Annotated in this window: 17 protein-coding genes; 9 read left to right on the forward strand and 8 right to left on the reverse strand. The window is 71.7% G+C overall.

What is annotated here, in order from left to right; genetic code table 11:
• Window positions 1-38: 38 nt before the first annotated feature.
• The 6 genes from ACZ7M3_RS14720 (at window position 39) to ACZ7M3_RS14745 (ending at window position 6764) form a co-directional block, all read left to right on the forward strand.
• Window positions 39-797, forward strand: coding sequence for an ABC transporter ATP-binding protein (locus ACZ7M3_RS14720; protein ID WP_452967714.1), 759 nt, complete (start codon window positions 39-41; stop codon window positions 795-797).
• Complete coding sequence (locus ACZ7M3_RS14725) at window positions 790-1482, forward strand: ABC transporter ATP-binding protein (RefSeq protein WP_054233554.1); 693 nt, start codon at window positions 790-792, stop codon at window positions 1480-1482. The genes ACZ7M3_RS14720 and ACZ7M3_RS14725 overlap by 8 nt, the downstream gene beginning before the upstream one ends.
• Window positions 1483-1530: 48 nt before the next feature.
• Window positions 1531-2778, forward strand: a complete 1248-nt coding sequence (locus ACZ7M3_RS14730) for an ABC transporter substrate-binding protein (RefSeq protein WP_472063465.1) — start codon at window positions 1531-1533, stop codon at window positions 2776-2778.
• Window positions 2779-2838: 60 nt separating this feature from the next.
• Window positions 2839-3705, forward strand: a complete 867-nt coding sequence (locus tag ACZ7M3_RS14735; protein WP_472063467.1) for a branched-chain amino acid ABC transporter permease — start codon at window positions 2839-2841, stop codon at window positions 3703-3705.
• Window positions 3702-4733, forward strand: coding sequence for a branched-chain amino acid ABC transporter permease (locus ACZ7M3_RS14740; RefSeq protein WP_217565735.1), 1032 nt, complete (start codon window positions 3702-3704; stop codon window positions 4731-4733). The genes ACZ7M3_RS14735 and ACZ7M3_RS14740 overlap by 4 nt, the downstream gene beginning before the upstream one ends.
• Window positions 4734-4805: 72 nt before the next feature.
• Window positions 4806-6764 carry a GAF domain-containing protein gene (locus ACZ7M3_RS14745; RefSeq protein ID WP_472063469.1) on the forward strand — a complete coding sequence of 653 codons (1959 nt, stop codon included), beginning with the start codon at window positions 4806-4808 and terminating at the stop codon, window positions 6762-6764.
• A gap of 664 nt (window positions 6765-7428) precedes the next feature.
• On the opposite strand, the gene ACZ7M3_RS14750 is transcribed toward ACZ7M3_RS14745, so the two are convergent.
• The 3 genes from ACZ7M3_RS14750 to ACZ7M3_RS14760 all read right to left on the reverse strand — a co-directional run bounded on the left by ACZ7M3_RS14750 (window position 7429) and on the right by ACZ7M3_RS14760 (window position 10742).
• A complete protein-coding gene (locus ACZ7M3_RS14750; protein WP_472063471.1) occupies window positions 7429-7800 on the reverse strand; it encodes a hypothetical protein in 372 nt (123 codons plus the stop codon).
• A gap of 422 nt (window positions 7801-8222) precedes the next feature.
• The gene (locus ACZ7M3_RS14755; RefSeq protein WP_472063473.1) at window positions 8223-9302 is read right to left on the reverse strand and encodes a glycoside hydrolase family 5 protein; all 1080 of its coding nucleotides are present in this window, start codon (window positions 9300-9302) and stop codon (window positions 8223-8225) included.
• Window positions 9303-9893: 591 nt separating this feature from the next.
• Window positions 9894-10742, reverse strand: a complete 849-nt coding sequence (locus tag ACZ7M3_RS14760; RefSeq protein ID WP_472063475.1) for an NAD(P)-dependent oxidoreductase — start codon at window positions 10740-10742, stop codon at window positions 9894-9896.
• 412 nt (window positions 10743-11154) lie between these two features.
• Between ACZ7M3_RS14760 and ACZ7M3_RS14765 the strand changes: the two genes are divergently transcribed.
• Together ACZ7M3_RS14765 and ACZ7M3_RS14770 are read left to right on the forward strand one after the other, a co-directional pair.
• Window positions 11155-12072: a class I SAM-dependent methyltransferase gene (locus ACZ7M3_RS14765; RefSeq protein WP_452967693.1), complete on the forward strand. Its 918-nt coding sequence runs from the start codon at window positions 11155-11157 to the stop codon at window positions 12070-12072.
• Window positions 12073-12214: 142 nt separating this feature from the next.
• Window positions 12215-12970: an SDR family oxidoreductase gene (locus tag ACZ7M3_RS14770; protein ID WP_472063477.1), complete on the forward strand. Its 756-nt coding sequence runs from the start codon at window positions 12215-12217 to the stop codon at window positions 12968-12970.
• 15 nt (window positions 12971-12985) lie between these two features.
• On the opposite strand, the gene ACZ7M3_RS14775 is transcribed toward ACZ7M3_RS14770, so the two are convergent.
• The 3 genes from ACZ7M3_RS14775 to mreB all read right to left on the reverse strand — a co-directional run bounded on the left by ACZ7M3_RS14775 (window position 12986) and on the right by mreB (window position 16367).
• Window positions 12986-13735, reverse strand: a complete 750-nt coding sequence (locus ACZ7M3_RS14775; RefSeq protein ID WP_472063479.1) for an SDR family NAD(P)-dependent oxidoreductase — start codon at window positions 13733-13735, stop codon at window positions 12986-12988.
• Window positions 13736-13834: 99 nt separating this feature from the next.
• Entirely contained in the window at window positions 13835-15301 is a 1467-nt protein-coding gene (locus ACZ7M3_RS14780; RefSeq protein WP_472063481.1) for a GAF domain-containing protein, read from the reverse strand.
• A gap of 28 nt (window positions 15302-15329) precedes the next feature.
• Window positions 15330-16367, reverse strand: a complete 1038-nt coding sequence (gene mreB, locus ACZ7M3_RS14785) for a rod shape-determining protein (RefSeq protein WP_351293781.1) — start codon at window positions 16365-16367, stop codon at window positions 15330-15332.
• Between the two features lie 295 nt (window positions 16368-16662).
• Here mreB and ACZ7M3_RS14790 point away from each other — a divergent pair, with 295 nt between their 5' ends.
• Window positions 16663-20283 (forward strand): S8 family serine peptidase, encoded by a 3621-nt coding sequence (locus ACZ7M3_RS14790; protein ID WP_472063483.1) that lies wholly within the window; start codon window positions 16663-16665, stop codon window positions 20281-20283.
• A 91-nt stretch (window positions 20284-20374) separates the two neighbouring features.
• Here the strand turns inward: ACZ7M3_RS14790 and ACZ7M3_RS14795 are convergent, their stop codons facing one another.
• Window positions 20375-22039 (reverse strand): carboxyl transferase domain-containing protein, encoded by a 1665-nt coding sequence (locus tag ACZ7M3_RS14795; RefSeq protein ID WP_472063485.1) that lies wholly within the window; start codon window positions 22037-22039, stop codon window positions 20375-20377.
• Complete coding sequence (locus ACZ7M3_RS14800) at window positions 22032-23567, reverse strand: acyl-CoA synthetase (RefSeq protein ID WP_472063487.1); 1536 nt, start codon at window positions 23565-23567, stop codon at window positions 22032-22034. The genes ACZ7M3_RS14795 and ACZ7M3_RS14800 overlap by 8 nt, the downstream gene beginning before the upstream one ends.
• Window positions 23568-23738: the final 171 nt, after the last annotated feature.

A 23738-nucleotide genomic window follows, 5' to 3' on the forward strand; every position in this document is an offset into this window, starting at 1 on the left:
GGCAACCGCCGCTGCATCCCCTGCGCATCCGAGGCGTCATGACACAACCGCGCGCCATCCTGGTCACGCAAGGCCTGTCCAAGGAGTTCCAGGGATTCCGCGCCGTCAGCGCGGTGGACCTGAGGGTCACCGAGGGCACGGTCCACGCGCTCGTAGGCCCCAACGGGGCAGGAAAGACAACGCTGTTCAACCTGCTGACCGGATTTCTCAGGCCTTCCGGCGGGCGTATCACCTTCGCCGGACACGACATCACCGGACAGCCGCCGGAGCGCATCGCCGGCCTCGGCGTCGCCCGCTCCTTCCAGGTCACCAGCCTCTTTCCGCAGATGACAGCCCGGGAGCACGTCGAACTCGCCCTCCAGTCGGGCACCGGTCTCGGCCGCCGGTTCTGGCGCACGGACAAACTGATGCGCCGCTTCTCCGGCCGGGCCCTCGAACTCCTCGGTGACGTCGGACTCGAGCATCTCGCCGACCGGCCCGCCGGAAACCTTCCGTACGGGCAGAAGCGCGCGCTGGAACTGGCCCTCGCCCTCGCCCTGGACCCGGCGTTGCTGCTGCTCGACGAGCCGACAGCCGGCATGGGTCTGGAGGACGTCGACCGCACCGTGGCGCTCATCGACAGGATCCGCGAGGGACGCACCGTGGTGATGGTCGAGCACAACATGAGCGTCGTCGGCTCGCTCGCCGACACCGTCACGGTCCTGCAGCGCGGCGAAGTGCTCGTGGAGGGCCCCTACGACCGGGTCAGGACCGATCCACGGGTCGTCGAGGCGTACCTGGGGGCCGACGTTGCTTGAGATCAAGGGCGTCAGCGCCCGGTACGGCGAGGCCACGGCCCTGGACGAGGTGTCCCTGCGGGTCGGCGAGGGCGAGGTCGTCACCCTCGTCGGCCGCAACGGCGCGGGAAAGTCCACCCTGCTGCGCTGCGCCATGGGGCTGCACCGTGAGATGACCGGCCGGGTCGCGCTGGCGGGCAAGGACATCACCGCGGCACCGCCGCATCGCAGGGCCCGGCTCGGCCTCGGGTACGTTCCCGACGACCGCGGCATCTACGCGGGCCTGTCCGTCGAGGAGAACCTGACCCTGCCGCCGGCCTCGCCGGGCTCCGCGTGGCCGCTGCCCCGCATCTACGACGCCTTCCCGGTGCTCGCCGCGCGCCGCCGCTTCCCCGGCGGCAAGCTCTCCGGCGGTGAACAGCAGATGCTCGCCCTCGCCCGGGTCCTGCGCGCCGGCGCGCGCGTGCTGCTCTGCGACGAGCCGACCGAGGGCCTTGCCCCGGTCATCGTGCAGCAGATCGGCGAGATTCTGCGCGGGGCCAAGGAGCACGGAGTGTCGGTGCTGCTGGTGGAGCAGAATCTGCGCTTCGCCGCGACCATCGCCGACCGCCACTACCTCCTCGCGCAGGGCCGGATCGTGGAGGCGCTCGACAACGCCGACGTACGGCAGCGCGAGGGCGAACTCCTCGCCTATCTCGGACTGTGACATCCCGTCACCTCCGCTCATTCGGGACGTACGCATCAGGAGGAAGCAATGAAGCACAGGCTGTCGACGGTCGTGGCCACGGCCGCGGTGGGGGCACTGCTTGCGGGCTGCGGGGGCGGCGGACCGAGCTCGGGCGGCGGAAAGGTCAGCGACGACAAGATCGTGCTCGGTGTGCTCACCGACCTGTCCGGCGTCTACGCGGACATCGCGGGACCGAACTCGGTGCAGGCCGTGCAGATGGCCGTCGACGACTTCAAGAAGAAGTACGGCGACAAGGCGATCACCCGGAACATCGAGGTCATCAAGGCCGACCACCAGAACAAGCCGGAGATCGCCAACACCCAGGCCCGGGAGATGTACGACCGTAAGAAGGCCGACGCGCTCTTCGACGTGCCGACCTCGTCGGCGGCCCTCGCGGTGCAGACCGTCGCCGGCCAGGCCAAGAAGCTGTACTTCAACACCGGCGCCGCCACCACGGAACTCGCGGGCAAGACCTGCAATCCGTACACCTATGAATGGGCCTACGACACCTACATGCTGGCGCACGGCACCGGCGCCGCGGTCACCCAAGCGGGAGGCAAGAACTGGTACACGATCTACCCGGACTACGCCTTCGGGCAGGACATGCAGAAGAAGTTCGAGACGGCCATCGAGGGCGCGGGCGGCAAGGTCGTGGCCAAGGACCCCACGCCGTTCCCCAGCGACAACTACTCCACCTTCCTGCTCAAGGCACCGGGCCTGAAGCCGAAGCCACAGGTGCTCGGGGCCCTGCAGGCGGGAGGTGACCTGGCCAACGTCATCAAGCAGTACCAGCAGTTCAAACTGAAGGACAAGGGCATCAAGCTGGCCATCGGCCTGCTCTTCGACACCGATATCAAGGCCATCGGCGCGGACAAGCTTGCCGGAACCATGTTCACCACGGCCTGGTTCTGGAACGTCGACGCCAAGGCCCAGGCCTGGTCCGACCGGTTCAAGGAGCGCACAGGACAGCGGCCCACCTTCGACCAGGCGGCCGACTACTCGGCGGCGACGCACTATCTGGAGGCCGCGCAGAAGGCGGGCAGCGACAAGGCGGCCGACGTCTCGAAGGAGCTGGACGGCACCAAGTTCAGCGACTTCTTCGCCCACAACGCCACCATCCGCGCCGAGGACCACCGAGTCGTCCACGACGCGTACCTGGCCAAGGTCAAGGACCCGGCCAAGGCGAGCGAGGCCGGTGACTACACCGAGCCGGTCAAGACCATCCCCGCCGACGAGGCATTCGACCAGCCTTCGCCCGACTGCCATCTCAGCTGACCACCGGGGTCCGGCGGCCCGCACGACGGGCAGGCCGCCGGCCGACGACGGGACCCACTCATGACCTCGTTTCTCCAACAGGCCTTCAACGGGCTGGTCAGCGGCAGCTTCTACGCCCTGCTCGCCCTCGGCCTCGCCGTCATCTTCGGCATGCTGCGCGTGGTGAACTTCGCCCACGGCGCGCTCTACATGCTCGGCGCGTTCGGCGCGGTCGCCCTCGGCGACAGCGCGGGGCTCGGCTTCTGGTGGGCCCTGCTGCTCGTGCCCCTCGCACTCGCCGTCGCCGGCACCCTCCTCGAACGGCTGCTGATCCGCCGCCTGACGGCCCTCGACCCGCTCTACAACTTCCTGCTCACCTTCGGCATCGCGCTGGTCTGCCAGGACCTGCTGCGTATGAAGTACGGCGCGCAGTCCCAGCCCTACGAGCGCGGTCCCTTCCCCGGCTCCATGGATCTGGGCCTGTTCGACTTCCCGCGCTACCAGGTGTTTGTACTGGCCATCTCGGTCGCCCTCTGCCTGGCCGTGTGGCTGCTGCTCACCCGCACCCGGATCGGGACCATCGTGCGCGCGGCCACCGAACGCCCGGAACTCACCAGGGCGTTCGGCATCGACACGGGGCGCTGGGTCACGCCGGTCTTCGGCTTCGGCGTCGGGCTCGCGGCTCTGGCCGGCGTGCTCGCCGCGCCCATGCGGGCGGTCAACTCCGGTATGGGCAGCGACCTGATCATCACGGTGTTCGCGGTCGTTGTCATCGGCGGCCTCGGCTCCGTCTTCGGCTCCGTGCTCGCCGGGTTCACCATCGGCATGATCCAGGCCCTCGGCAACCTCTACGTCCCCGTCCTGTCTCAGACGTCGGTCTATCTGCTGATGGCCGTCGTGCTGCTGGTCCGGCCCGCCGGACTGTTCGGCAAGGAGGAACACGCATGATCCTCGGCCTCCTCGAGAAGCTGCACGGCCGCCCCGCCCGGATCCGGTGGGGCCTGCTCACCGCCGGGCTGCTCGTGGCCTTCGGCCTGCCCTGGGGCCTGTATCCGCCGGTCGCCACGGACATCCTCTGCTGGGGCCTGTTCGCCGTCGCCTTCGATCTGCTGCTCGGTCACGCCGGGCTGCTGTCCTTCGGACACGCGGCGTTCTGGGGCAGCTCGGCGTACGTCACCGGGCTGATCGCCATCCACAGCGGACTGCCGTTCTACGTCGCCGTGCTGGGCGGGGCGGCGGCCGCCGCGCTGCTCGCCCTGCCCATCGGGTTCTTCGCGGTCCGGCGCAGCGGCATCTACTTTGCCATGGTCACCCTGGCCTTCGCGCAGATGGTGTACTTCATCGCCAACCAGTGGGGCGATGTCACGGGCGGCGAGAACGGTCTGCAGGGAATTCCCCGCGACCTGCCGGGTGTCGACCTGTCGGACTCGTTCGTCTTCTACTACGCGGCCCTGCCGGTGGTGCTGCTCGGCCTCGCCGCGGCCTGGCGGATCGTGCACTCCCCGTTCGGCCGGGTGATCGCCGCCGTGCGCGACAACTCCGCCCGTGCCCGTGCCCTGGGCTATGCCGCCGACCGCTACAAGCTCGTCGTCTTCACCGTGTCCGCGTTCCTGTCCGGCCTCGCGGGCGGACTGTACGCGGTCAACCACGGTTTCGCCTCTCTGCAGGAGGTGTACTGGACGACGTCGGGCAAGGTCGTCGTCATGACGGTCCTCGGCGGCATCGGCACCCTGTGGGGCAGCCTGCTGGGTGCCGGCGCCATCGTCCGCCTGGAGGACTGGCTGTCCACGTCCGGTTTCGAGGAGACCGGCCTGGTCACCGGCGGCGTCTTCATCGTCGTCGTCCTGCTCTTCCGCCGAGGAGTGTGGGGCACACTCACGCACACGCTGCGCTCCCGTACGCAGTCCTCGGCCCCCGACCCGGAACCACACCTGGAGCACGACCACGACGACTCGTCGCAACCGGTCTCGTCGTAGATCTGTGCAGACGGAGCCGGGGCGGTGAACATCGCAGGCGGGAACGCGTACCGGAACACTCAGGAGGCATCCGTGGACTCGACGACCACACACAGTCGGGCCGATGTGGAGCCTGCGGCGCGGCTGCTGCGCCTGCTGCGCGAAGACGCCGCGCAGAGTGAGTACGACGCTCTCCTCGACCGATGCCCTTCCGAGGACCGGCCCCGGCTCGCCCTGCTCGTCGACGACGCCCTGCAGGTACGGGCGCGCCTGGAGGAGCGTCGCCGTCGGGAGGCCGAGCTCGCCGCGCTCTACGAGACAGCGGGGGACCTGTCCTCACTGCGTGATCTGGAGGCCGTGCTCCAGGCCATCGTCCGCCGGGCTCGCAGCCTGCTCGGCACCGACGTGGCCTACCTGATGCTCAACGACGCTCAACGCGGCGACACCTATATGCGGGTGACCGACGGGATACGCACCGACGCGTTCAAGCAGGCACGGCTGGCCATGGGCGCAGGCCTCGGCGGTCTTGTGGCCAAGACGGCGGTTCCGTACAACACCTCCGACTACTTCGCCGACCTGCGCTTCGAGCACTGCATCGACGACGTCGTAGGCGGCGAGGGGCTGATCTCCATCGAGGGAGTGCCTCTCAAACTCGGCGAGAACGTCATTGGCGTCCTGTTCGCAGCCAACCGCCGGGTCCGCCCCTTCTCCGAGCACGAAGTGGCCCTGCTCGTCTCGCTCGCCAACCACGCCGCCATCGCCATCGAGAACGCGACCCTCTTCCAGGACGTACGCAGAGCAGTCGACGAACTCACCGAAGCCAACGGCGTCATCCGCGCCCACAGCGAATCCATCGAACGCGCCGCCGCCCTGCACGAGCGCCTCACCACCATCGTTCTCGACGGCGGCGGCATGGCCGACGTTGCGCAGACCCTCGCCGACGTCCTCGGCGGGAGCATCCTCGTCCTGGACCCCCGCGGACGCACCATGGCCGCCGCCGGTGACGACCCTCTCGTCGAACAGGCCCGCACCGAAGGGGCGCTCCCGGATCCGTGCCCCGCCGCCCATGCGGTCCGCGACGCCCGGGTGCTGAGCACGGACGCCCGCCGCACCCGCCGTATCCCGGCCGGCACCGACGGATCCGCCGCCTGTGCCACTCCCATCGTGGCGGGCAGCGAACTCCTGGGCGTTCTGCTGCTCGCCCGCGACCACCTGGACGCCTCAGGAGTACGTTCCCTCGAGCGTGCCGCGCTCGTCACCGCGCTGATGCTGCTCAGCGAACGCACCGTCGCCGAGGCCGAGCACCGACTGCGCGGCGAGATCCTCGAGGACCTGCTCGGCTCCCCGCACCGGGATCCGGAGGGCCTGCGGCGCCGGGCCACCCTGGTGGGTCTCGACCTCCACCGCCCGCACACGGTGTTCGCCGCCCGCTGCCGTGACAGCGCCCATCGGCGACGCATCGCCGATGCCGCGGCTTCGTACGCCGCCCATGCCCGGGGTCTCGCGGGCGAATACCGGGGCGATACCGTCGTCCTCCTGCCGCAGGATCCGGATCCGGACGAGGCCGCCCGCACCCTGGCCGACCACTTGTCGCGGGTCGTGGACAACCTGGTCACCGTCGGCGCCGCGACGGCCTCGCCCGGCATCGACGCCATCGTCGAGGCACACCACGACGCGGTCCGCTGCCTGGACGTCCTGCTCGCGCTCGACCGCGACGGAGAGGGGGCGTCCCCCGGCGAACTGGGCGTCTACGGGCTGCTGTTCCATCAGGCGGGCCGCGAGGAGCTGCACCGCTTCGTGCGCCGCACCATCGGCCCCGTGCTCGACTACGACACCCAGCGCGGCGGCGAGCTCACCCGCACGCTGCTCGCCTTCTTCGCCTGCGACACCGGCCTGGGCCGCACCGCCGCCGAGCTCTACATCCACGTCAACACGCTCTACCAGCGCATCGACCGCATCACCTCGCTGCTCGGCTCGCAGTGGCGCCACGGCGACCAGGTGCTGCAGGTGCATCTCGCCCTCAAGATCCACCTGGTCCTGTCCGCCGAGTGATCACCGGCCGACGCGCAGGCCGTCGAGCACATGACGGACATGCCGCGCAGAGTCGCTCGAACCGGGCGGCACATGGCCCACCAGGAGCCGGCACCAGAAGGCCCGAAGAGCAGGTCGATCGGGCGGACCATCGTCCTCGGCTTCGGAGCCCGTCTCTGCGGCCTCGTCCTGCTCCTCCGGGCGGGACTGCGCGTCTGGTCCGGCTCATTCTTCGTGGACCGCGGTACGACCGCGGTGGTGGATTCCGTCTCGGCTGCCATGAACTGCGGCAGGACGCTCGTGTACGTGTCCGAGGTGATCCGGCGGGAGCTGTGCCCTGGGCGCCCTTGGGCGACCTTGATGTCTGCCTCGCCCAGCAGCGCCGGTGTCGCGGGCCGGTGCCGTGTGCCGTGCAGGCGGATCGGGGGAAGCCCGGACAGCTGCGCACGCTGTCCTGCTTCGGTGCTCGTCGTACTGCCGGCGGGCGAGCTCGACGATCCGCGCGGAGATGCGGAACCACGAGCCGGACAGGCTCACCTCCGGTCAGGGCGGCACGCACATCTCGCCACGCCCTACGGCGCCCTGACACGCTACGCGGTCACCGGGCCGCCCGCGCCCGCGAGGAGATCGAGGCCCAGCGGGGTGCAGGAGTGCCGGACGGCCTTGCCGCCGCGCTCCGTGGTGATCAGTCGAGCGGCGCGGAGGGCCTTGGCTGGTCGGACGCCGAGGACTTGGCGATGGACAGTTCCGTCGCGAGGTCCGTCGTGGTGCGCTGCCTGGTGAGCAGTGTGAGGGCTGCGGCGCGGGTGGAGCCCAGAAGGGCGGCGAGGGGGGCAGCGCCGACCGGTTCCTCCAGCAGCGGGAGCGGGCTCACCGCCGGGTAGACCAGGATGGCGGCCGCCTCGGGACGTACGGCGAGCATGGGCCAGCGGCTCCACACCATCGACGGCAACAGGACCAGGCCTCGCCCGTCGAGGGCGAACTCTGCCTCCTCGGGCCAGCCGTCCGGCTCAACGCTCGCGGGTGTCGCCGACGGGCCGCCCTCGGACCTGCCCACGGCACTTGGCGCGGCCCGCGATGGCCGGAGCGGTCGCCCCCAAGTGGGCAGGCGGGTCGAGACCAGCTGCACGACGCGTTGCCGGCCGGGAAACTCGGCGACGACAGGCGCGCTGGAGGCGTGGTGTCTCCATGGACCCGCCCGCTGAAGTGCCCGGTGAAGGTGACCCGTCTGCGACGGTTCGGCTGCCCGAAAAGCGGTTCACCCAGGCTCATCAAGAAACGATGCCGCCTGCGCGTTCGTGGTTCGCCCGCAGCGAGGTTGCGGCCCCCGGAGCTGATCCAGGGGCCGCGGTCATGCGTTTCGCGCGCTTTGCGCTCGTCCGGGGTGATCGCCAGGGAACCGCGGTTCCTTGGCGAGGTCAGTTCGAACGGGGAGCGGCTCCAGCGACCCCGCGCGCGAGGCCGGCCCGGGGGACCGGGTCAGGGCTGGACGGGCTTCCCGCGGCCCCAGGCCCAGGCGAGGCGGTCCGCGCCGGACTGGTTGGTGGTGGCGAGCCAGGGGCGGCTGGGGGCGCCGGTCAGGGTCTGCAGGGAGTACGTGTCGTCGGTGCGCAGGCCGGGCCAGTAGACGGAGCCCATCTTCAACTGGCGGAAGGTGTCGGTGACGGCCTGGACGTAGTTGACGTAGTTGTTGGAGGCGTCCGGCTTGTTGTAGTCGAGGCCGGTGGTCATCGGGGCGCCGAACTCGTCGGCGACGGTACGGCCCGCGCAGTCACCGATGCGCTCCTTGAGGTCGGACACCCACTGGTCGTAGGTGGCGTAGTCCTTCCAGAACCCGTAGTGGTGCAGGGAGAGGTAGGTGCCCTTCAGGCGCGGGTCGGCGCAGACGGAGGTGACGTGGTCGTTGTAGCCGGCGCCGCTGACGAACACCCGGTCGCGTGGGACGGAGGGGTAGGTGGCCAGCCACTTCGCCGCGATGTCGGCCCACTCGGTCTCGGTGTAGCCGTGGGGCTCGTTCATCGGCTCGAAGTAGACCTGCTTGTCGTTCTTGTAGGTCTTGACCACCGTGTTCCACATGGGCCAGAAGGTGGCGGGGTCGTCGATGAAGCCGTCCTTGCGGGCGCCCGTGCCCTCCCAGTAGGAGACGATGACCTTGAAGCCCTTGTCCGACGCGGCGTCGATGACCCCGCGGTAGGACTTCCAGTACGAGCCGTTGACCGTGTACGGGTTGATGGGCAGCCGGACGGTGTTGGCGCCGAGGTTCGCGCGGAACGCCGAGATGATCCGGCTCGCCTTGGCGTAGGTCCGGGCGTAGCTGTCGGAGGTCGACAGGCCGGACAGTACGACGGGGTCGTCGGCGAAGTTGTCACGCGGGTCGGCCCAGTTCACGCCCTTGAACTGGGTCGTGTCCTTGCTCGGCGCGGCGTGGGCGGAGCCGCCGGCGACGGCCGTGCCGCCGGTCGCGGCGACGGCCGTGCCGCTGGTGCCGGCGATCAGGAGCGCCACGAAGGCGGCGCGCAGGCGGGGCGAGAGGCGGGTTCTGGCGGGGGTAGTGCGCATCGACTTGCCCTTTCAGGTGACTGCGGCTCAGCGCCCGGCGGAGCCTGCGCGGGGCTGGGTGGCCGTCGGAAGGTGCGCCGGGCCGGACGGGACGCGGGGGTGCGTCGGCTCGCCGTCATGGGCCCGGTGACGACCGGTGCTGTATCGGTGGTGCGGTGGTGCTTCACCGGTGGTACTTCACCGGTGCGGGGGAGGCTGTGGGTGCGTGCGGGGCGGTCCTGTCGCCCGCGCGGGTGGGCCCCGGCGTACTCAAGGCAGGTGCGAGGCGCGGTTCCTGCGCGGTCTCGACCTCGACGGCCTCCGAGCGCCGTGCACGCTCGCCTGCGGCGCTGAGCCCATCCGTCCGCTCCTCCCTGATCCACCGACCGGAACGCTGTGTTTACGTAAACATCGGTCGGCGCGGCGAGGCCTGAACTCATGGCCGGGGCTGGGTCGGTGGCGATGTTTACGTAAACATGGCGGCGCCGGAATCGTGGCACCCGGGACAGTGATCGTCAAGGTTTCCCGCACGTAACGTCGTTGGGCACCTGTGGTGGATTCCCGGCGCCGGGGCGAGAGAGGTGAGAGGTGGTGAAGTGACGGGACTGGACGTCAGTCCTGGTCGTCGGGTGTGTGGAGGTGAGCGAGGACCTTCTCCAGGGGGAGGTCGAAGCGGTCCTTGTCGGCGGTCCAGTGGCGCAGAACCGTGGCGCTCGCCTCGGCCAGGTCGGGCGGGAGGCCGGTGGAGCGGAGGGTGGCGGCGATCTCCTCCATCTCGGGGGCCCAACGCCAGGCGCGGGCCGCGACGCTGGGCAGGTACTCCACTTCGGCGAGAATCCTGGAGGTGATCGACTCGGCCTCCAGGGTCAGTTCGGCATCCACTCCGTGACGCGTGGCGAGCGCGTGGGAGACGGAGGCCAGGACGCGGGCGGACTTCTGGAAGGAGGCGAAGGCCATCTTCAGTGCCGACGCGGCACCGACCCCGGCGTCGAGCGGTCGGGCGAGTACGGCGGTGCCCTCGAACACCGCGGCCACCCGGCCGACAGCCTCCTGGTCGCCGCTCAGGTAGAGCCGCGGGGCGCTGTCCGCTCCGGGGGGAGCACCGATGATCGAGCCGTCGACCATGACGAGGCCGCGTTCGCGGCAGGCCGCGTCGATACGGAGGGCCCGATCGGGACTGATGGCGTTCGCCTCCACGTAGACACCGGTGAAGGCGTGCTCGAGGACCTCGCGGGCGACGTCCTCCGCGGCGTGCGGTGGACAGATCGACAGGACCAGGTCGCTGACGGCCAAGGCGGACCCGAGTGACTCGGCCGCTTCCAGGCCGGCTTTCCGGGCCCGCTCGACGCTGGCGGAACCACGGCCGGTGGGGACGTGGAGCACCCGGGTCCCGGCGCGGTGCGCCTGGGCGCCGACCTCCGCGCCCATGGCGCCGGGGTGCAGGAGTGTCACGGTCGTCATGAACGGTCCTCGTGGAGTCGGGGGAGACGGATGAGGGAGGAGGCAGGCGACGGGATGGATGGGTGAGGCGACGGTGGACGACGGGAGAGGGCTCTACGTTACGAGGAAGATCCACCGGCGCGGGGTGTCGCGGCCCGACTCCGCTCCGTGACCCCCGCTCCCTCCTGACTCGTCATTCAGCTGACGGCATGCCACATATCGACGCACGTAACCCTCCCGTGGCCCAAGCATCATTCACACGTTGCCCTTTGGGGGGGCGGTGTTCGCTGTGATTTATCTGTGGGACGTTTACGCTTTACCGTCCTTTGGGCGTTGGATCCCCACTGCGCAGCCTGTCGTGATCAGGGTGTGCGCACCTTCTGTCCCCCCGTGTACGCAGCACTTCTCCTATACCTGCGAGGGTCAAAGAGCCATGCGAGCGCTACTCACCACCAAGACCGCCAGGCGCGCCCTGCGTCCGATCGCCGATCTCATCGATCAGCGCATCGACCGCCAGATCCGCCGCGCCATCGGGGACGGATCCGAAGGCGGACTCCAGCGCGAGCTGGCGACACTGCGCAATCGTCAGCGCCCCCTCGAGTTGCTGATCGACGGGACGGGGCGCGGCGTGTCGCGCATGCCGGCCCAGATCCACCTCGACCGCGCCATCGAGGAGCTGGCGCAGGTGAGCGGGGACAGGAGCGGGGCGGAGCGGAACATCTCCCAGGCGTTCCGGCTGCTCATCGCCCTGGAGGCGCTCGGGGTCGGCCGGATCGCCGGCGGCACCATGAACATCTGCGGCAAGCTCTCCGCCGTCCCGCTGCTCGACCCGCCGAACGACGAGATCCTCGAGATCGGCACCCTGTACGGGATGTTCGGCGCGGCCCTGATCCGGATGATGGAGCGCGCGGGACGCGACCCGCGTCTGACGATCGTCGACCCGCTCGCGGGCCTCCAGTTGCAGCCCGGCACCACCGAGGGGGCCGACCCGACGGGCACTCCCGTGCGCGGCGCCGCGGTGCGCGCCAATCTGGCCCTGGTCGGCGCGGCCGGTGCCGCGGCCCGCGTCCAGCAGGGCTTCTCCGAGGACCCCGAGGTGCGCGCCCTGGTCTCCGACCGTTCCTACGGGGTGATCATCGTCGACGGTGACCACTCCGCCTCCGGTGTCGCCGCGGACCTGGAGTGGGCCGAGCAGATCGTCGCGCCCGGCGGGATCGTCGTACTCGACGACTTCGGACACCCCAAGTGGCCCGGTATCAAGGAAGCCTTCGACAAGCACATGGCGACCGACACCCGGCTGACGTTCCTCGGGCAGGTGGCGAACTCGGGGTATCTGCGCGCGAGCGTGTAGCCACGAGCGCGTAGCCACGAGTGAGCAGCCATGAGCGCGCAGCTCGCGAGTGAGAGGCGTTGCAGGGGGTCTGCCCATCGGCCCCGACTCGTGATAGAAGCGGCGGAAGGGGATTGTCGGATACTGAGAATGAGGTTCTGGCATGAAGGCTGTCGTGGTCGGGGCGTCGAGTGGACTGGGCCGGTGCATCGGGGTCGACCTGGGGCGCCGCGGCGACCGGGTCGCCCTGCTGGCACGCCGGCGCGACCGGCTGGTCGACGCGGCGAAGGAGGCGGGCCCGGACGCGCTCGCCGTCGCCTGTGACGTGACCGACGAGTCGTCCTGCCGGGCGGCGGTCGAGGAGGCCGCCGCCGGGCTGGGCGGCATCGACGCGCTCGTCTACGCCACCGGCATCGGCCCCCTCGCCCCGGTCGAGAAACTCGACGCCGACGCCTGGCGCCGCGCCATGGACACCAATGTGATCGGCGCGGCGCTGGTCACGAGCGCCGCGCTCCCGCATCTGACGAAGTCGGGCGGGGTCGCCGCCTACCTGTCCTCCATCGGCGGCTCGCTCACGCCGTCCTGGCCGGGGTTCGCTGCCTACCACGTGAGCAAGGCGGCCCTGGAGAAGCTCGTCGAGGCCTTCCGCGTCGAGCACCCGAGCGTGGGCTTCACCCGGTTCGTGGTCGGGGACTGCGCGGGCGGGGAAGGCGACTCCAGGACCGGGTTCAACGACGGCTGGGACCGGGAGTACGCGGCCCAGGTCTACCCGGTCTGGCGGCAGCGCGGCTATCTGACGGGTTCCCTGCTCGACGTGGAGGAGTTCCTCCGCGTCCTCGACGTCGTACTGCGCTGTGGCGGCACCATCCCGGAGGTGACCGTGACGCCGCGCCCGCCCGTCCGGGCGTCCCAGGGCTGATTCACAAGACAGGCCCTAACGGCCCAACGCCGCGCCCCCGTTGATGTGCAGCAGCTGCCCCGTCAGGTACGCCGCCTCCGGTGACGCCACGTAGCGGACGGCGGCGGCGATCTCGGAGGGGTGACCCGGCTTGCCGGTCAGGGTCTGGCCGACCCGGGAGGCGATGAACTCCGGTGTCGCGCGGGCGCCGAAGAACTCCGTGTCGCCGACGAAACCGGGGGCGACCGCGTTCACCGTGATGCCCTCGGGGCCGACGCGCTGCGCGAGGGCGTAGGTGTATGTGTTGACCCAGGCCTTGGAGCCGCCGTACGAGCCGGGCCCGCGCAGCGAGGCGATGGAGGAGAGCTGCACGATACGGCCGCCGGGGCGGCGCATGTGGGGGAGCAGGGCCTCGGTGAGCAGGACCGCGGTCAGCACATTGGCGTCGAAGTTGTCGCGGTAGCTGTCCGCGACGGAGGCGAGCGTGCCGTCGGGCTCACGGGCCACGTTGCCGCCCGCGTTGGCCACCAGCACGTCCACCGGGGTCTCGTCCGCCGTGATGAACTCCCTTGCCCGACCGACCTGTTCGGGGTCGGCGAGGTCCGCAGCGCACCAGCTCGCCGTCGACTCGCCGTACTGGCCGTTCAAGGTGTCGGCCGCCTTGCGCAATACGTCCTCGCGGCGGCCGAGGAGCACCACCCGGTCCCCGTCGGCGGCGAACGCCTCCGCCGTCGCCAGGCCGATCCCGGTACCGCCGCCGGACACCACCACACGTCGCTGAGTCATGGCCATCCCGTCCTCGGATGTGAATATTGGTCATGTGGGCGTACGGGCTGCGACGCTACGGAGGCCCTGAGGGGACGTCAAGTGAGTTGCGGACGCGGCTCACAGGGGCGACTGCCAGGTGACCGTCGTACCCGCGCCGCCGTCGTCGAAGACCGTCAGGCGGACCCCGGGGCGCCCGTCGGGGAGGGGCGCCGTCACGTCGACCGTGATCTCGACGCGGGAGACACCGGCACGGCGGGAGGCGGCGGCCAGGGCGCGGCGCAGTGCGGTGAGCAGCCGGCCGGCGACGGGCTCCGCGAGACGGTTCTCCACCGGGCCGGTGAACCGGGTGGACGGCTGGAATCCCAGTACCGCTGCCGCGCCCGCCGCCTCGCGCAGGACCTTGCCGCGGAACGTGGTGGGGGCGTCGGCCGGCGGCTGCTGGAGCGCGAAGATCGCCGTGCGGACCTCCTGGACGGTGGACTGGAGTTCGTCGACGGCACGGCCGAGCATCGCGTGCACATCCTTGTCCGCATCGCCCGTTCCGGCGCTCCTGCGCTGGGTGGACTCCAGCATCATGCCGGTCGCGAACAGCCGTTGGACGACGAGGTCGTGCAGGTCGCGGGCGATCCGGTCACGGTCCTCGTAGACCGCGAGCCGTTCCCTGCTGTGCCGGTCCTCGGCGTGCACCAGCGCCAGCGCGGCCTGGGAGGCGAACTGGGTGGCGAGCAGCCGCTCCACCGCGGTGTACGGACGGCCGCCGCGCCGGCGGGGGAGGGCGAGCGTGCCGAGGAGACGGCCGCCCGCCTGGAGCGGCAGCATCATGTTCGGCCCGAACCGGTGCCGTACGTGCGTGGTCATCCGGGGGTCGGTCGCCGAGTCGTCGATGAACACCGGCTCACCGCCGAGGAGTTGTTCGAGGACGGGGCTGCCCGGCTCGATCACGGTGCCGACGATGTCACCGGGGTCGTCGAGCGTGGAGGCGGTCACGATCTCCATGCCGCCGTCCTCGGTGGGCTGGAGGATGACAGCGGCCGAGGCCTCGGCCAGGCGCCGGGCCCGTTCGGCGACCGTCATCAGCGCGTCGGCGGCGCTCTCGCCGCTGAGCAGCGCGGTGGTGACGGCCGCCGCGCCCTCGATCCAGCGCTCGCGCTGCCGCGCCGTCTCGTACAGCCGGGCGTTGCCGATCGCGATGCCGGCCTGGGCCGCCAGGACCCGTACCAGTTGCTCGTCCTCGTCCGTGAACGGGCCGGCGCGTTTTCCGGCGAGGCGCAGGTCGCCGAACACCTCGTCGTCGACGTGGATCGGCACGATCAGCTCCGGCGACTCCGGCGACTCCGGCGACTCCGGCGGCTCGGGCGGCTCGGGCGGCTCCGGCGGCTCGGGCCGTTCGGGCCGTTGCGCCGTACGGATCCCCCTGAGCCCGTCCCGTCCCGGATCGGTCATGTCCAGCGCCGCGTACCGCGCCTCCGTGAGCTCGGCGGCGGCGTCCACGATGTGCTGGAGCGTGGCCCGCAGTTCGAGGTCGGTGCCGACGCTGAGGACGGCTTCCAGGAGCGACGGCAGGCGGGGGACCGGATCGTGCATACCGGGGCCTTGTTCCGGGGCCCGGCCGTCAGAGCGCCAGCGGGTCCAGCGTCAGCGGCTCGATCTTGCCCTCCAGCATGTAGCCCAGGCCCTGCACCGCGCACACGTCGGGACGCTCGGCGATGTGCACCGGCATGCCCGTCGCCTGCCGCAGCATCTGGTCGAGGCCCGGCAGCAGCGCGCTGCCGCCGACCATCATGATGCCGCGGTCGGCGAGGTCGGCCACCAGGTCGGGCGGGCAGGCCCGCAGCACCTTCCCGATCCCGTCCAGTACGGCGGTCAGCGGGGTCTGGATGGCGTCGCGTACGGCGGCGGTGTCGACCTGTACGGAACGGGCGAGGCCGGTCGCCACGTCCCGCCCGTGGATCTCCGTGGACGCCGGGCCGTGCGGGGTGAGCCCGTTGCCGGAGAGGGCGAGCTGCAGGGGCCGTACCGACTGCGACGGCAGCATCAGCTCGTGCTGGTGGCGCAGGTGCTGCACGATCGCGCGGTCGACGGCCTCGCCGCCCACCGGAACGCGCTCGGCGGTCACGATGGACCCCAGGCACAGCACGGCGACCTGGGTGGTGGCCGCCCCGCACACCATGATCATGGTGGCTTCCGGCTGTTCGACGGGCAGTCCGCACCCGACGGCGGCGGCGATCAGCGTGTCGACCAGCTCGACCCGCCGCGCCCCGAGGCCGACCAGCGTCTCGATCGCGGCGCGCTGCGCCAGCGGGTCCGCGTCGTGCGGGGTGCACGCCGCGGCGCGCAGCCGGGGCCTGCGGCGCAGGGAGCGGCGGACCTTGTCGCCGAGCAGCTGGCGCAGCATGCGCTGGGCCATCTCGATGTCGACGACCGTGCCGCCGGACACCGGCCGCATGACCCGGATGTAGTCGGGGGTGCGGCCCGTCATCTTCTCCGCGAACTCGCCGACCGCGAGCAGCGCGCCGGTCCTGGTGTTGATCGCGGCGACACTAGGCTGATCGACGACCAGCCCCGCGCCCTTCACATACACCCGGGTCCGGGCCGCGCCCAGGTCGACGGCGAAGTGACAGCGGCGCAACCGCTCGAGACTCGCGGTCATGACAGGTCCTCCCGAGAGCAGACCGTGGGCTCCGCCAGGTGGCGGTCCTTCCTCACATCGTGGACGGGCGCCGGACCAGGCGCCTTCCGTGGGGGGCCGGGCGGGGTGCCGCTGGATGGGTGGTCCTCCCCGGATGCCGGATGGGTGGTCTTGTCCGGATGGGTGATCCCGGCGCCCTGGCGGAAACCCGCCAGGGCAGTTTCTCGCCAGGTTCCGTCAACTCCCGCGCACCACCGGCCCCCCGAAACTCTTCGCAGCACCGGAGCCACCACGTGCCGACGAGGAGAGGTCATCCATGACCAGAGGACCAGTCAGACGGGGGGCGGCTCTGCTGTCCGCCGGGCTCGTGCTCGCCGTACTGCCCATGGGGCGGGCGGGCGCGGCCGAGGCAGCCGCCCCGGCCCCGACGCGCACCGCCGCCGCCACCCACACCGTCACGCTCGTCACCGGCGACAAGGTGACCGTCACCGACCTCGGCGCCGGGAAGAAGACGGTCACGGTCGAGCGGCCCCGGGGGGCCACGGGGGCGGTCCGCACCCAGGTGACGAACGGGGCCGTGACCGTCGTACCGGACGAGGCACTGCCCTATCTGCGGGCGGGCACCCTCGACCGGCGGCTGTTCGACGTGAGCGAGCTGATACGTCAGGGGCTCACCGACCGGAAGACGGCCGAGCTGCCGCTGATCGTGACGTACGGGAAGGGGCGCGCGGCCACCCTGCGCGGGGCCGAGCAGAAGCGCGCGCTGCCCAGCATCCGGGGCGCCGCCGTCGCCGCCGACAAGGGGCGCACCTTCTGGCAGTCCCTCACCCGGCAGGGCGGGACGGTCGACAAGGTCTGGCTCGACGGGCGCGTGCACGCCGATCTGGCCGAGAGCAATGCCCAGATCGGTACGCCGGGGGCCTGGGAGGCAGGGCTCACCGGGAAGGGCGTCACGGTCGCCGTGCTCGACACGGGGGTGGACGCCGACCATCCCGACCTGGCCGGACGGGTGTCCGTCAGCAAGAGCTTCATCGACGGGCAGGAGGTCGCCGACCGCAACGGGCACGGTACGCACACGACGTCCACGGTCGGCGGCAGCGGTGCCGCCTCGGACGGCAAGGAGCGGGGTGTCGCGCCCGACGCGACGCTCGCCGTCGGCAAGGTACTCAGCGACCAGGGCTCGGGCAGCGAGTCGCAGATCATCGCGGGCATGCAGTGGGCCGCGCGGGACGTGCACGCCAAGGTGATCTCCATGAGCCTCGGCTCGACCGAGGCGAGTGACGGTACGGATCCCATGGCGCAGGCGGTGAACACGCTGTCCAAGGAGACCGGCGCCCTCTTCGTCGTCGCCGCGGGCAACACCGGCGCCCCCTCCTCCATCGGCTCGCCCGGCGCCGCCGACGCCGCGCTGACCGTCGGCGCGGTGGACTCCGCCGACCGGGCCGCCTACTTCACCAGCGCGGGACCGCGCTACGGCGACAACGCCCTCAAGCCCGACCTGTCCGCGCCCGGCGTCGACATCCTGGCGGCCCGCTCCCAACTCGTTTCCGGCAGCGGCTACTACACCTCCATGAGCGGTACGTCGATGGCGACGCCGCATGTCGCCGGTGTGGCCGCCCTGCTCGCCCAGGAGCACCCCGACTGGACCGGCGCCCAGCTCAAGGACGCCCTGATGTCGACGTCGAAGCAACTCGACGCGTCCGCCTATGTGCTGGGCTCGGGCCGGGTGAGCGTGCCGGACGCCATCGACGCGAAGGTCACCGCCACCGGGAGCGCCGATCTCGGGTTCTACAGCTGGCCGTACGAGGCGAACCAGCCCGTCACGAAGACCGTGACCTACACCAACTCCTCCGACTCCTCCGTCGAGTTGAGCCTCGCCGTGCGGAGCGCCGCCGACGGGGTGGCCACCCTCGCCGACTCCACGCTCACCGTGCCCGCGCACGGCAGCGCGTCGACGACCGTGACGGGCGACGGCTCGAAGGCGCCCGTGGGCGACACCTCCGGGCAGATCGTCGCGTCCGTCGGCGGCACGCCCGTCGCGCACACCGTGTTCGGGCTGGTGAAGGAGGAGGAGCGGTACACGCTCACCGTCCACGTCAAGGACCGCGCGGGCGAGCCGACCGCCGCCTACCTCGCCGTGCAGCAACTCGCCGCGGGCGTGGACCCGTTCCCGGCCTCGGTCGACGACTCCGGCACCCTGAAACTCCGGCTCGGGCCGGGGGCGTACAGCCTCACCTCCTTCCTCGACGTGCACGGCAGTCACGGCGCCGACTCGCTCGGGCTCGGCTTCCTCGCCGCGCCCGAGATCACCCTCGACCGGGACCGCGAGGTCACCCTCGACGGACGGCGGCTCCGGGAGATCCGGGCCGAGGTGGAGCGGCGGACCGAGACCCGGCAGCTGCTCATGGAGTACGACCGGAACGCGGGCGGTTCCGACCAGTTCGGTGCCGTCCAGGTGCCCGTGAAGTACGACAGCATCTTCGCCGCACCGACCGCGAAGGTCAGCCGGGGCACCTTCGAGTACCGGACCGTGTGGCGGCTGGGGAAGCCGTTGCTGGAGGTGAAGGGCGTCGGCGAGGCCGTCGTCCAGCCGGGCGGGACCCTGATCGAGGGCCGGAGCAGGCTGCCGCTGGTGGACGTCGGGACCGGACCGTTCACCGGGGTGAGCGGCAAGGCCGTGCTCGCGACACTCGCCGATGGTGTCGAGCCCGCCGCCCTCGCCCAGGCGGCCCAGGACGCGGGCGCCAAGGCGCTGTTCGTCACCGACGGCGCGGCGGGGCGGCTCAACGCCTGGTTCGGCACGGACGACTACGCCGACCGGCCGCTGCAGGTCGCCACGGTGAACGCGGCGGACGCGGCGCGGCTGCGGGGCGGCGGGCATGTAGACATGACCGGGACGCGCAACACGCCGTACGTCTACGACCTCTCGGAAGGGCACGAGGGGGCCATTCCGCGCGGCGACCTGACGTATGAACCGGGTGCGCGTGAACTCGCCGTGCTGGGCACCAGGTTCCACGCGGCCAAGCCCGTCTCCGGCAGCGAGTTCCGCTACTCGGTCACCGACGCCTTCCACATCGGGATCGGCTTCCAGGAGCGGATCGACTACCCCGCCGAGCGGACCGACTACGTCTCCACGGGCACGGGACAGACGTGGATGGAGTCCGTGAACCTCGGGGCGGGCGCGCTGGAGGAGCGCAGTGGGCTCGTCCACTACCGCGGGGGCTCGCACACGACGCTGAACTGGTTCAAGCCGGTCTGGCACGCGTGGCTCGGCACCGGGCTCGGCTGGGGACAGGAGCGCGCGGGCAACCAGATCCAGTTCAACACGCCCGGCTGGGGCGACTCCGGGCCCGACCACACGGGCTTCGGCGACGTGTGGAGCGACGACACCGGGATGACCCAGTTCACGTCCGTGTACCAGGACGGCACCCTGGTCGACCGGCGCAAGAGCTCCGGCGCGTACGTGTGGGACGCGCCCGCCGACGAACACACCTACAAGGTCGTCACGGACACCACGCTCGACCCCGACCGCTGGACGCTGTCCACCCAGGGGCACTCCGAGTGGACCCTGCGCTCGGCGGCCACGCCCGCGGACCGCTGGACGTTCCTGCCGCTCATCAACCTCGGCTACGACATCGACACCGACCTCGCGGGCGCGGTGCGCGGCGGCGGCCGGGTGCCGGTGGGGATCCACGCCGAGTACGTGAAGGGCGCGCCCGGCACCGGAACCATCGGGGGCGGGAAGCTGGAGGTGTCCTACGACGACGGGAAGTCGTGGCGGGCGGTCCCGCTGTCGGGCGGTGGCGGCGCGGCGTCCTGGAAGGGGACGTTGAGCGTGCCGCGCGGCGCGGAGTTCATCTCCCTGCGGGCCTCCGCACGGGACGACCGGGGCGGCTCGGTGAGCCAGGAGGTCATCCGGGCGGTGGGGGTGCGATAGCGCGCGCTCCCCTCTGAACGGGCGGCGCCGGTTCCCCTTGGGAGGGGGGAGCCGGCGCCGCCGCAGCGTCATTGCCTGGGTGGGGGCACGCTCAGCGCTCCGCATGCTCCACGATGCCCCGGATCACACCTAGCTCCACCAAGTCCTGTGGCCGGATGCGGAGTTGGTCCGCCGTGTCGTGTACCTCGCTCGCCGGGCGTTTGAGGATCGCGGCCGCGAGCTCCGGCGCGATGACGGAGAAGTAACTGTCCGGCGTGGCCCAGGTGTTGCCGGGCGCGGCGAGCGCGAGCGCGCCGCCCGAGCCGCCCTCGCCGATCACCAGGGTGGTGACGGGCGTACGGGCGGTGGCCACCGCGGCGAACAGGTCCGCGATCGCCGAGCCCGCGCCCTGCCGCTCGGCCTGCGCGTCGTTGGCGGCGCCCGGGGTGTCCACCAGCGTCAGTACGGGGAAGCCGAGCCGGCCGGCGAGTCGGATCAGCCGGGCGGCGGTGCGGTATCCGGCGGGGCGGGTCGCGGTCCCGCACTGGGCGGCGTACGCCACGGTCCGCCCCGCGGGTCCGGAACCGAACCCGCACAGCATGCCGTCGTCGCTGCCGCCGCAACGGTCGCCGCTGATCGCGGCGCGGCGCGTGAAGTAGGCGTCCAGGTAGGCGGCGGCCCGGGGGCGTTCGGGGGAGCGGGCGCGCCGGACGGCGTCCCAGCCGGTGGCGGGGAGGCCGGGGGAGCCGAGGGCGGCCGGGGGAGGAACGGGCTCAACCTCGGGCCCGACCTCAACCTCGGGCCTGGCCTCGACCTCGGGCCTGGCCTCGACCTCGGGCCCGGCCCCGGCCTCGGGCTTGGACCCGGACTTGGCCCCGGTCTCGGGCTTGGCCCCGGCCTCGGTCTCGGTCTCGGGCTTGGCCCCGGCCTCGGTCTCGGCCTCGGGCTTGGCCCCGGCCTCGGCCTCGGTCTCGGCCTCGGTTTCGGCCTCGGTTTCGGCCTCGGGCCTGGGCTTGGCCTCGGGCCCGGACTCGGCCTCGGCCTCGGGCTTGGCCCCAGGCTCGGGCTTGGCCCCGGCCCCGGCCTCCGGCCCGGGCTTGGCCCCGGGGGCGGTCAGTAGGGTCAGCCACAGCGTCAGCGTTTCCCGGAGCTCCTCCTCCCGTACGACGGCGTCCACCGCGCCCGCCGCCACCTGGGCCTCGGCCGTGTACGCCGCCGGGTCCGCGTCGGGCGGGCGGACCCGGGAGCCGGCGAAGCCGACCTGGGCGCCGGGCAACGCCAGGGTCACGTCGGCGCCCGCACCCAGCGTCGCCCAGCCGCCGCCCGTCGTCGGATCCCGCAGCACGGCGATCTGCGGCAGCCCCTCCTCCCGGGCGAGCGCCGACTGCCGTGCCACGCGCTGGAGTTGGGTGAGCGCGAGCATGCCCTCCTGCATCCGGCTGCCGCCCGTCGCGACGAGCGAGACGACGGGCAGGCGGTGCGCACGGGCGTGGGTGTAGGCCGCCTCGACGCGGTCGCCGGTGCGTTCGCCGAGCGAGCCGCCGAGGAAGCCGAACTCGAAGGCGATCAGTACGACGCGGGTGGAGCCGATGACCGCGGTGCCGCAGACGACGGACTCGTCCTCGCCGGTACGGGTGAGGGCGCGGCGGCGCGAGTCGTCGTACCCCTGCCAGGACAAGGGACCGTCCGGTTTGAACTCCCTCATGGGAACGGGGAGTTCACGGAAATCATCGCCGGCCAGGGCGATGGCCTCGCGGGCGGAGAAACGCTCAGTCATGCTCAGGGGCCTTTGCGACGGCATCGGGGAGGGCTCGCTTGAGAATCTTGCCCATGTCGTTGCGCGGGAGCGACGTGAGGAAGCGCACGGCCCGCGGGCGTTTGTGCGGGGCGAGGCGGCGGGCCACGTGGTCGGCCAACTCCCCGGCGGCGGGCGGGTCCTCGGGATGGGTCGGGACGATCCAGGCCACGATCCGCTCACCCAGATCCTCGTCGGGCTCACCGGTGACGGCGGCCTCGCGCACCGACGGATGCTCGAGCAGCGCGTTCTCGATCTCCCCGGCGCCGATCTTGTAGCCGCCGCTCTTGATCAGGTCGGTGGCCTTGCGGCCGACGATGCGTACCGAGCCGTCGGGGTCGACGACCGCCATGTCGCCGGTGCGGAACCAGCCGTCCCCGGTGAACGCGGCGGCGGTCGCGTCGGGCCGGTTCAGGTACTCGGTGAAGAGGTTCGGCCCCCGGACCTGGATCTCGCCGACGGTCTCGCCGTCGGGCGTACCGGTGGGAGTGCCGTCGGCGTCGTACGAGGCGATCGTCGTCCCGTCCTCCTCGACGAGCCGTACGTCGACGCCGGGCAGCGGCACTCCGACGGTGCCGGGCCGGGGTTCCCCGTCCACCCGCACGCTGGTGTTCATGAGGGTCTCGGTCATGCCGTACCGCTCGACGACCCGACGTCCGGTCGCAGCCGTGATCCGCTCGTGGTCGTGCACCGGCAGCGCGGCGGAACCGGACACGAGCAGCCGCGCCCCGCCGAGCGCCTTGGCCAGTTCGGTGTCCTCGACCAGCGCCTCGGCGAGCCGGTGGTACATCGTCGGCACCCCGAACAGCATCGTCGCGCCCGCGCCCAGCTCCCGCGTCACGCCCTCCGTGCTGAACCTGCCCAGATGCCGCACCGCCGCGCCGCGCCGCAGCGGGCCGAGGATGCCCAGGATCAGCCCGTGCACATGGAAGAGCGGCAGCCCGTGCACGAGCACGTCGTCGCCGGTCCACTGCCAGGCGTCGGCCAGCGCGTCCAGGGTCGAGGCGATGGCGCGCCGCGGGATGACGGCACCCTTGGGCGGACCGGTGGTGCCGGAGGTGTAGACGACGAGGGCGGGGGCGGCGGGGTCGTCCGGTTCGGTGTCCGGGCGTGCGGGGGTGCCGGGGCTTGGGCGGGTGTCCTGACCGGCGACTCCCACCTGGACGTCGAGGCGCTCCAAGTCGCCCACAGGCGGAGGAAGTTCGACGCCCGGCTCGACCAGCACCAGCGAGGGCGCGCTGTCGCCCAGAATGTGCCCCAGTTCGCCCTCCCCCGACTTGGGGTTGAGCGGCACGGCGGGCACCCCGGCGAGCAGCGCGGCGACGACCCCGACGGCGGTCTCCAGGGACGGCGTCGCCCACACGGCGACCCTCTCCCGGCCGTCGAGCCGCGCGGCCAGCTCACCCGCCGAGGCGGCGAGCTCCGCGTACGTCAGGGACCGGTCGCCGAAACACAGGGCGGGCCGCCGTGCGGTCGAACCGCTGACCAGGGCGGGAAAGAGGGAGGACACGCGGGGTACTCCTTGCCGTAGGGACCTGCTGGCGGACGTGCTGCCGATGACAGTCACCACCCTGCCCTTCGTGCAGGGTGCCTGGTCCTTCAGGGCCGGGGTGAATGCGGGCTCCCGCAGAGCGGGGCAGGGATGGACGAGTCGCCGTCAGGGCGATTCGTCGTCTCCATC

This window comes from Streptomyces sp. NPDC111656 (genome assembly GCF_055656965.1).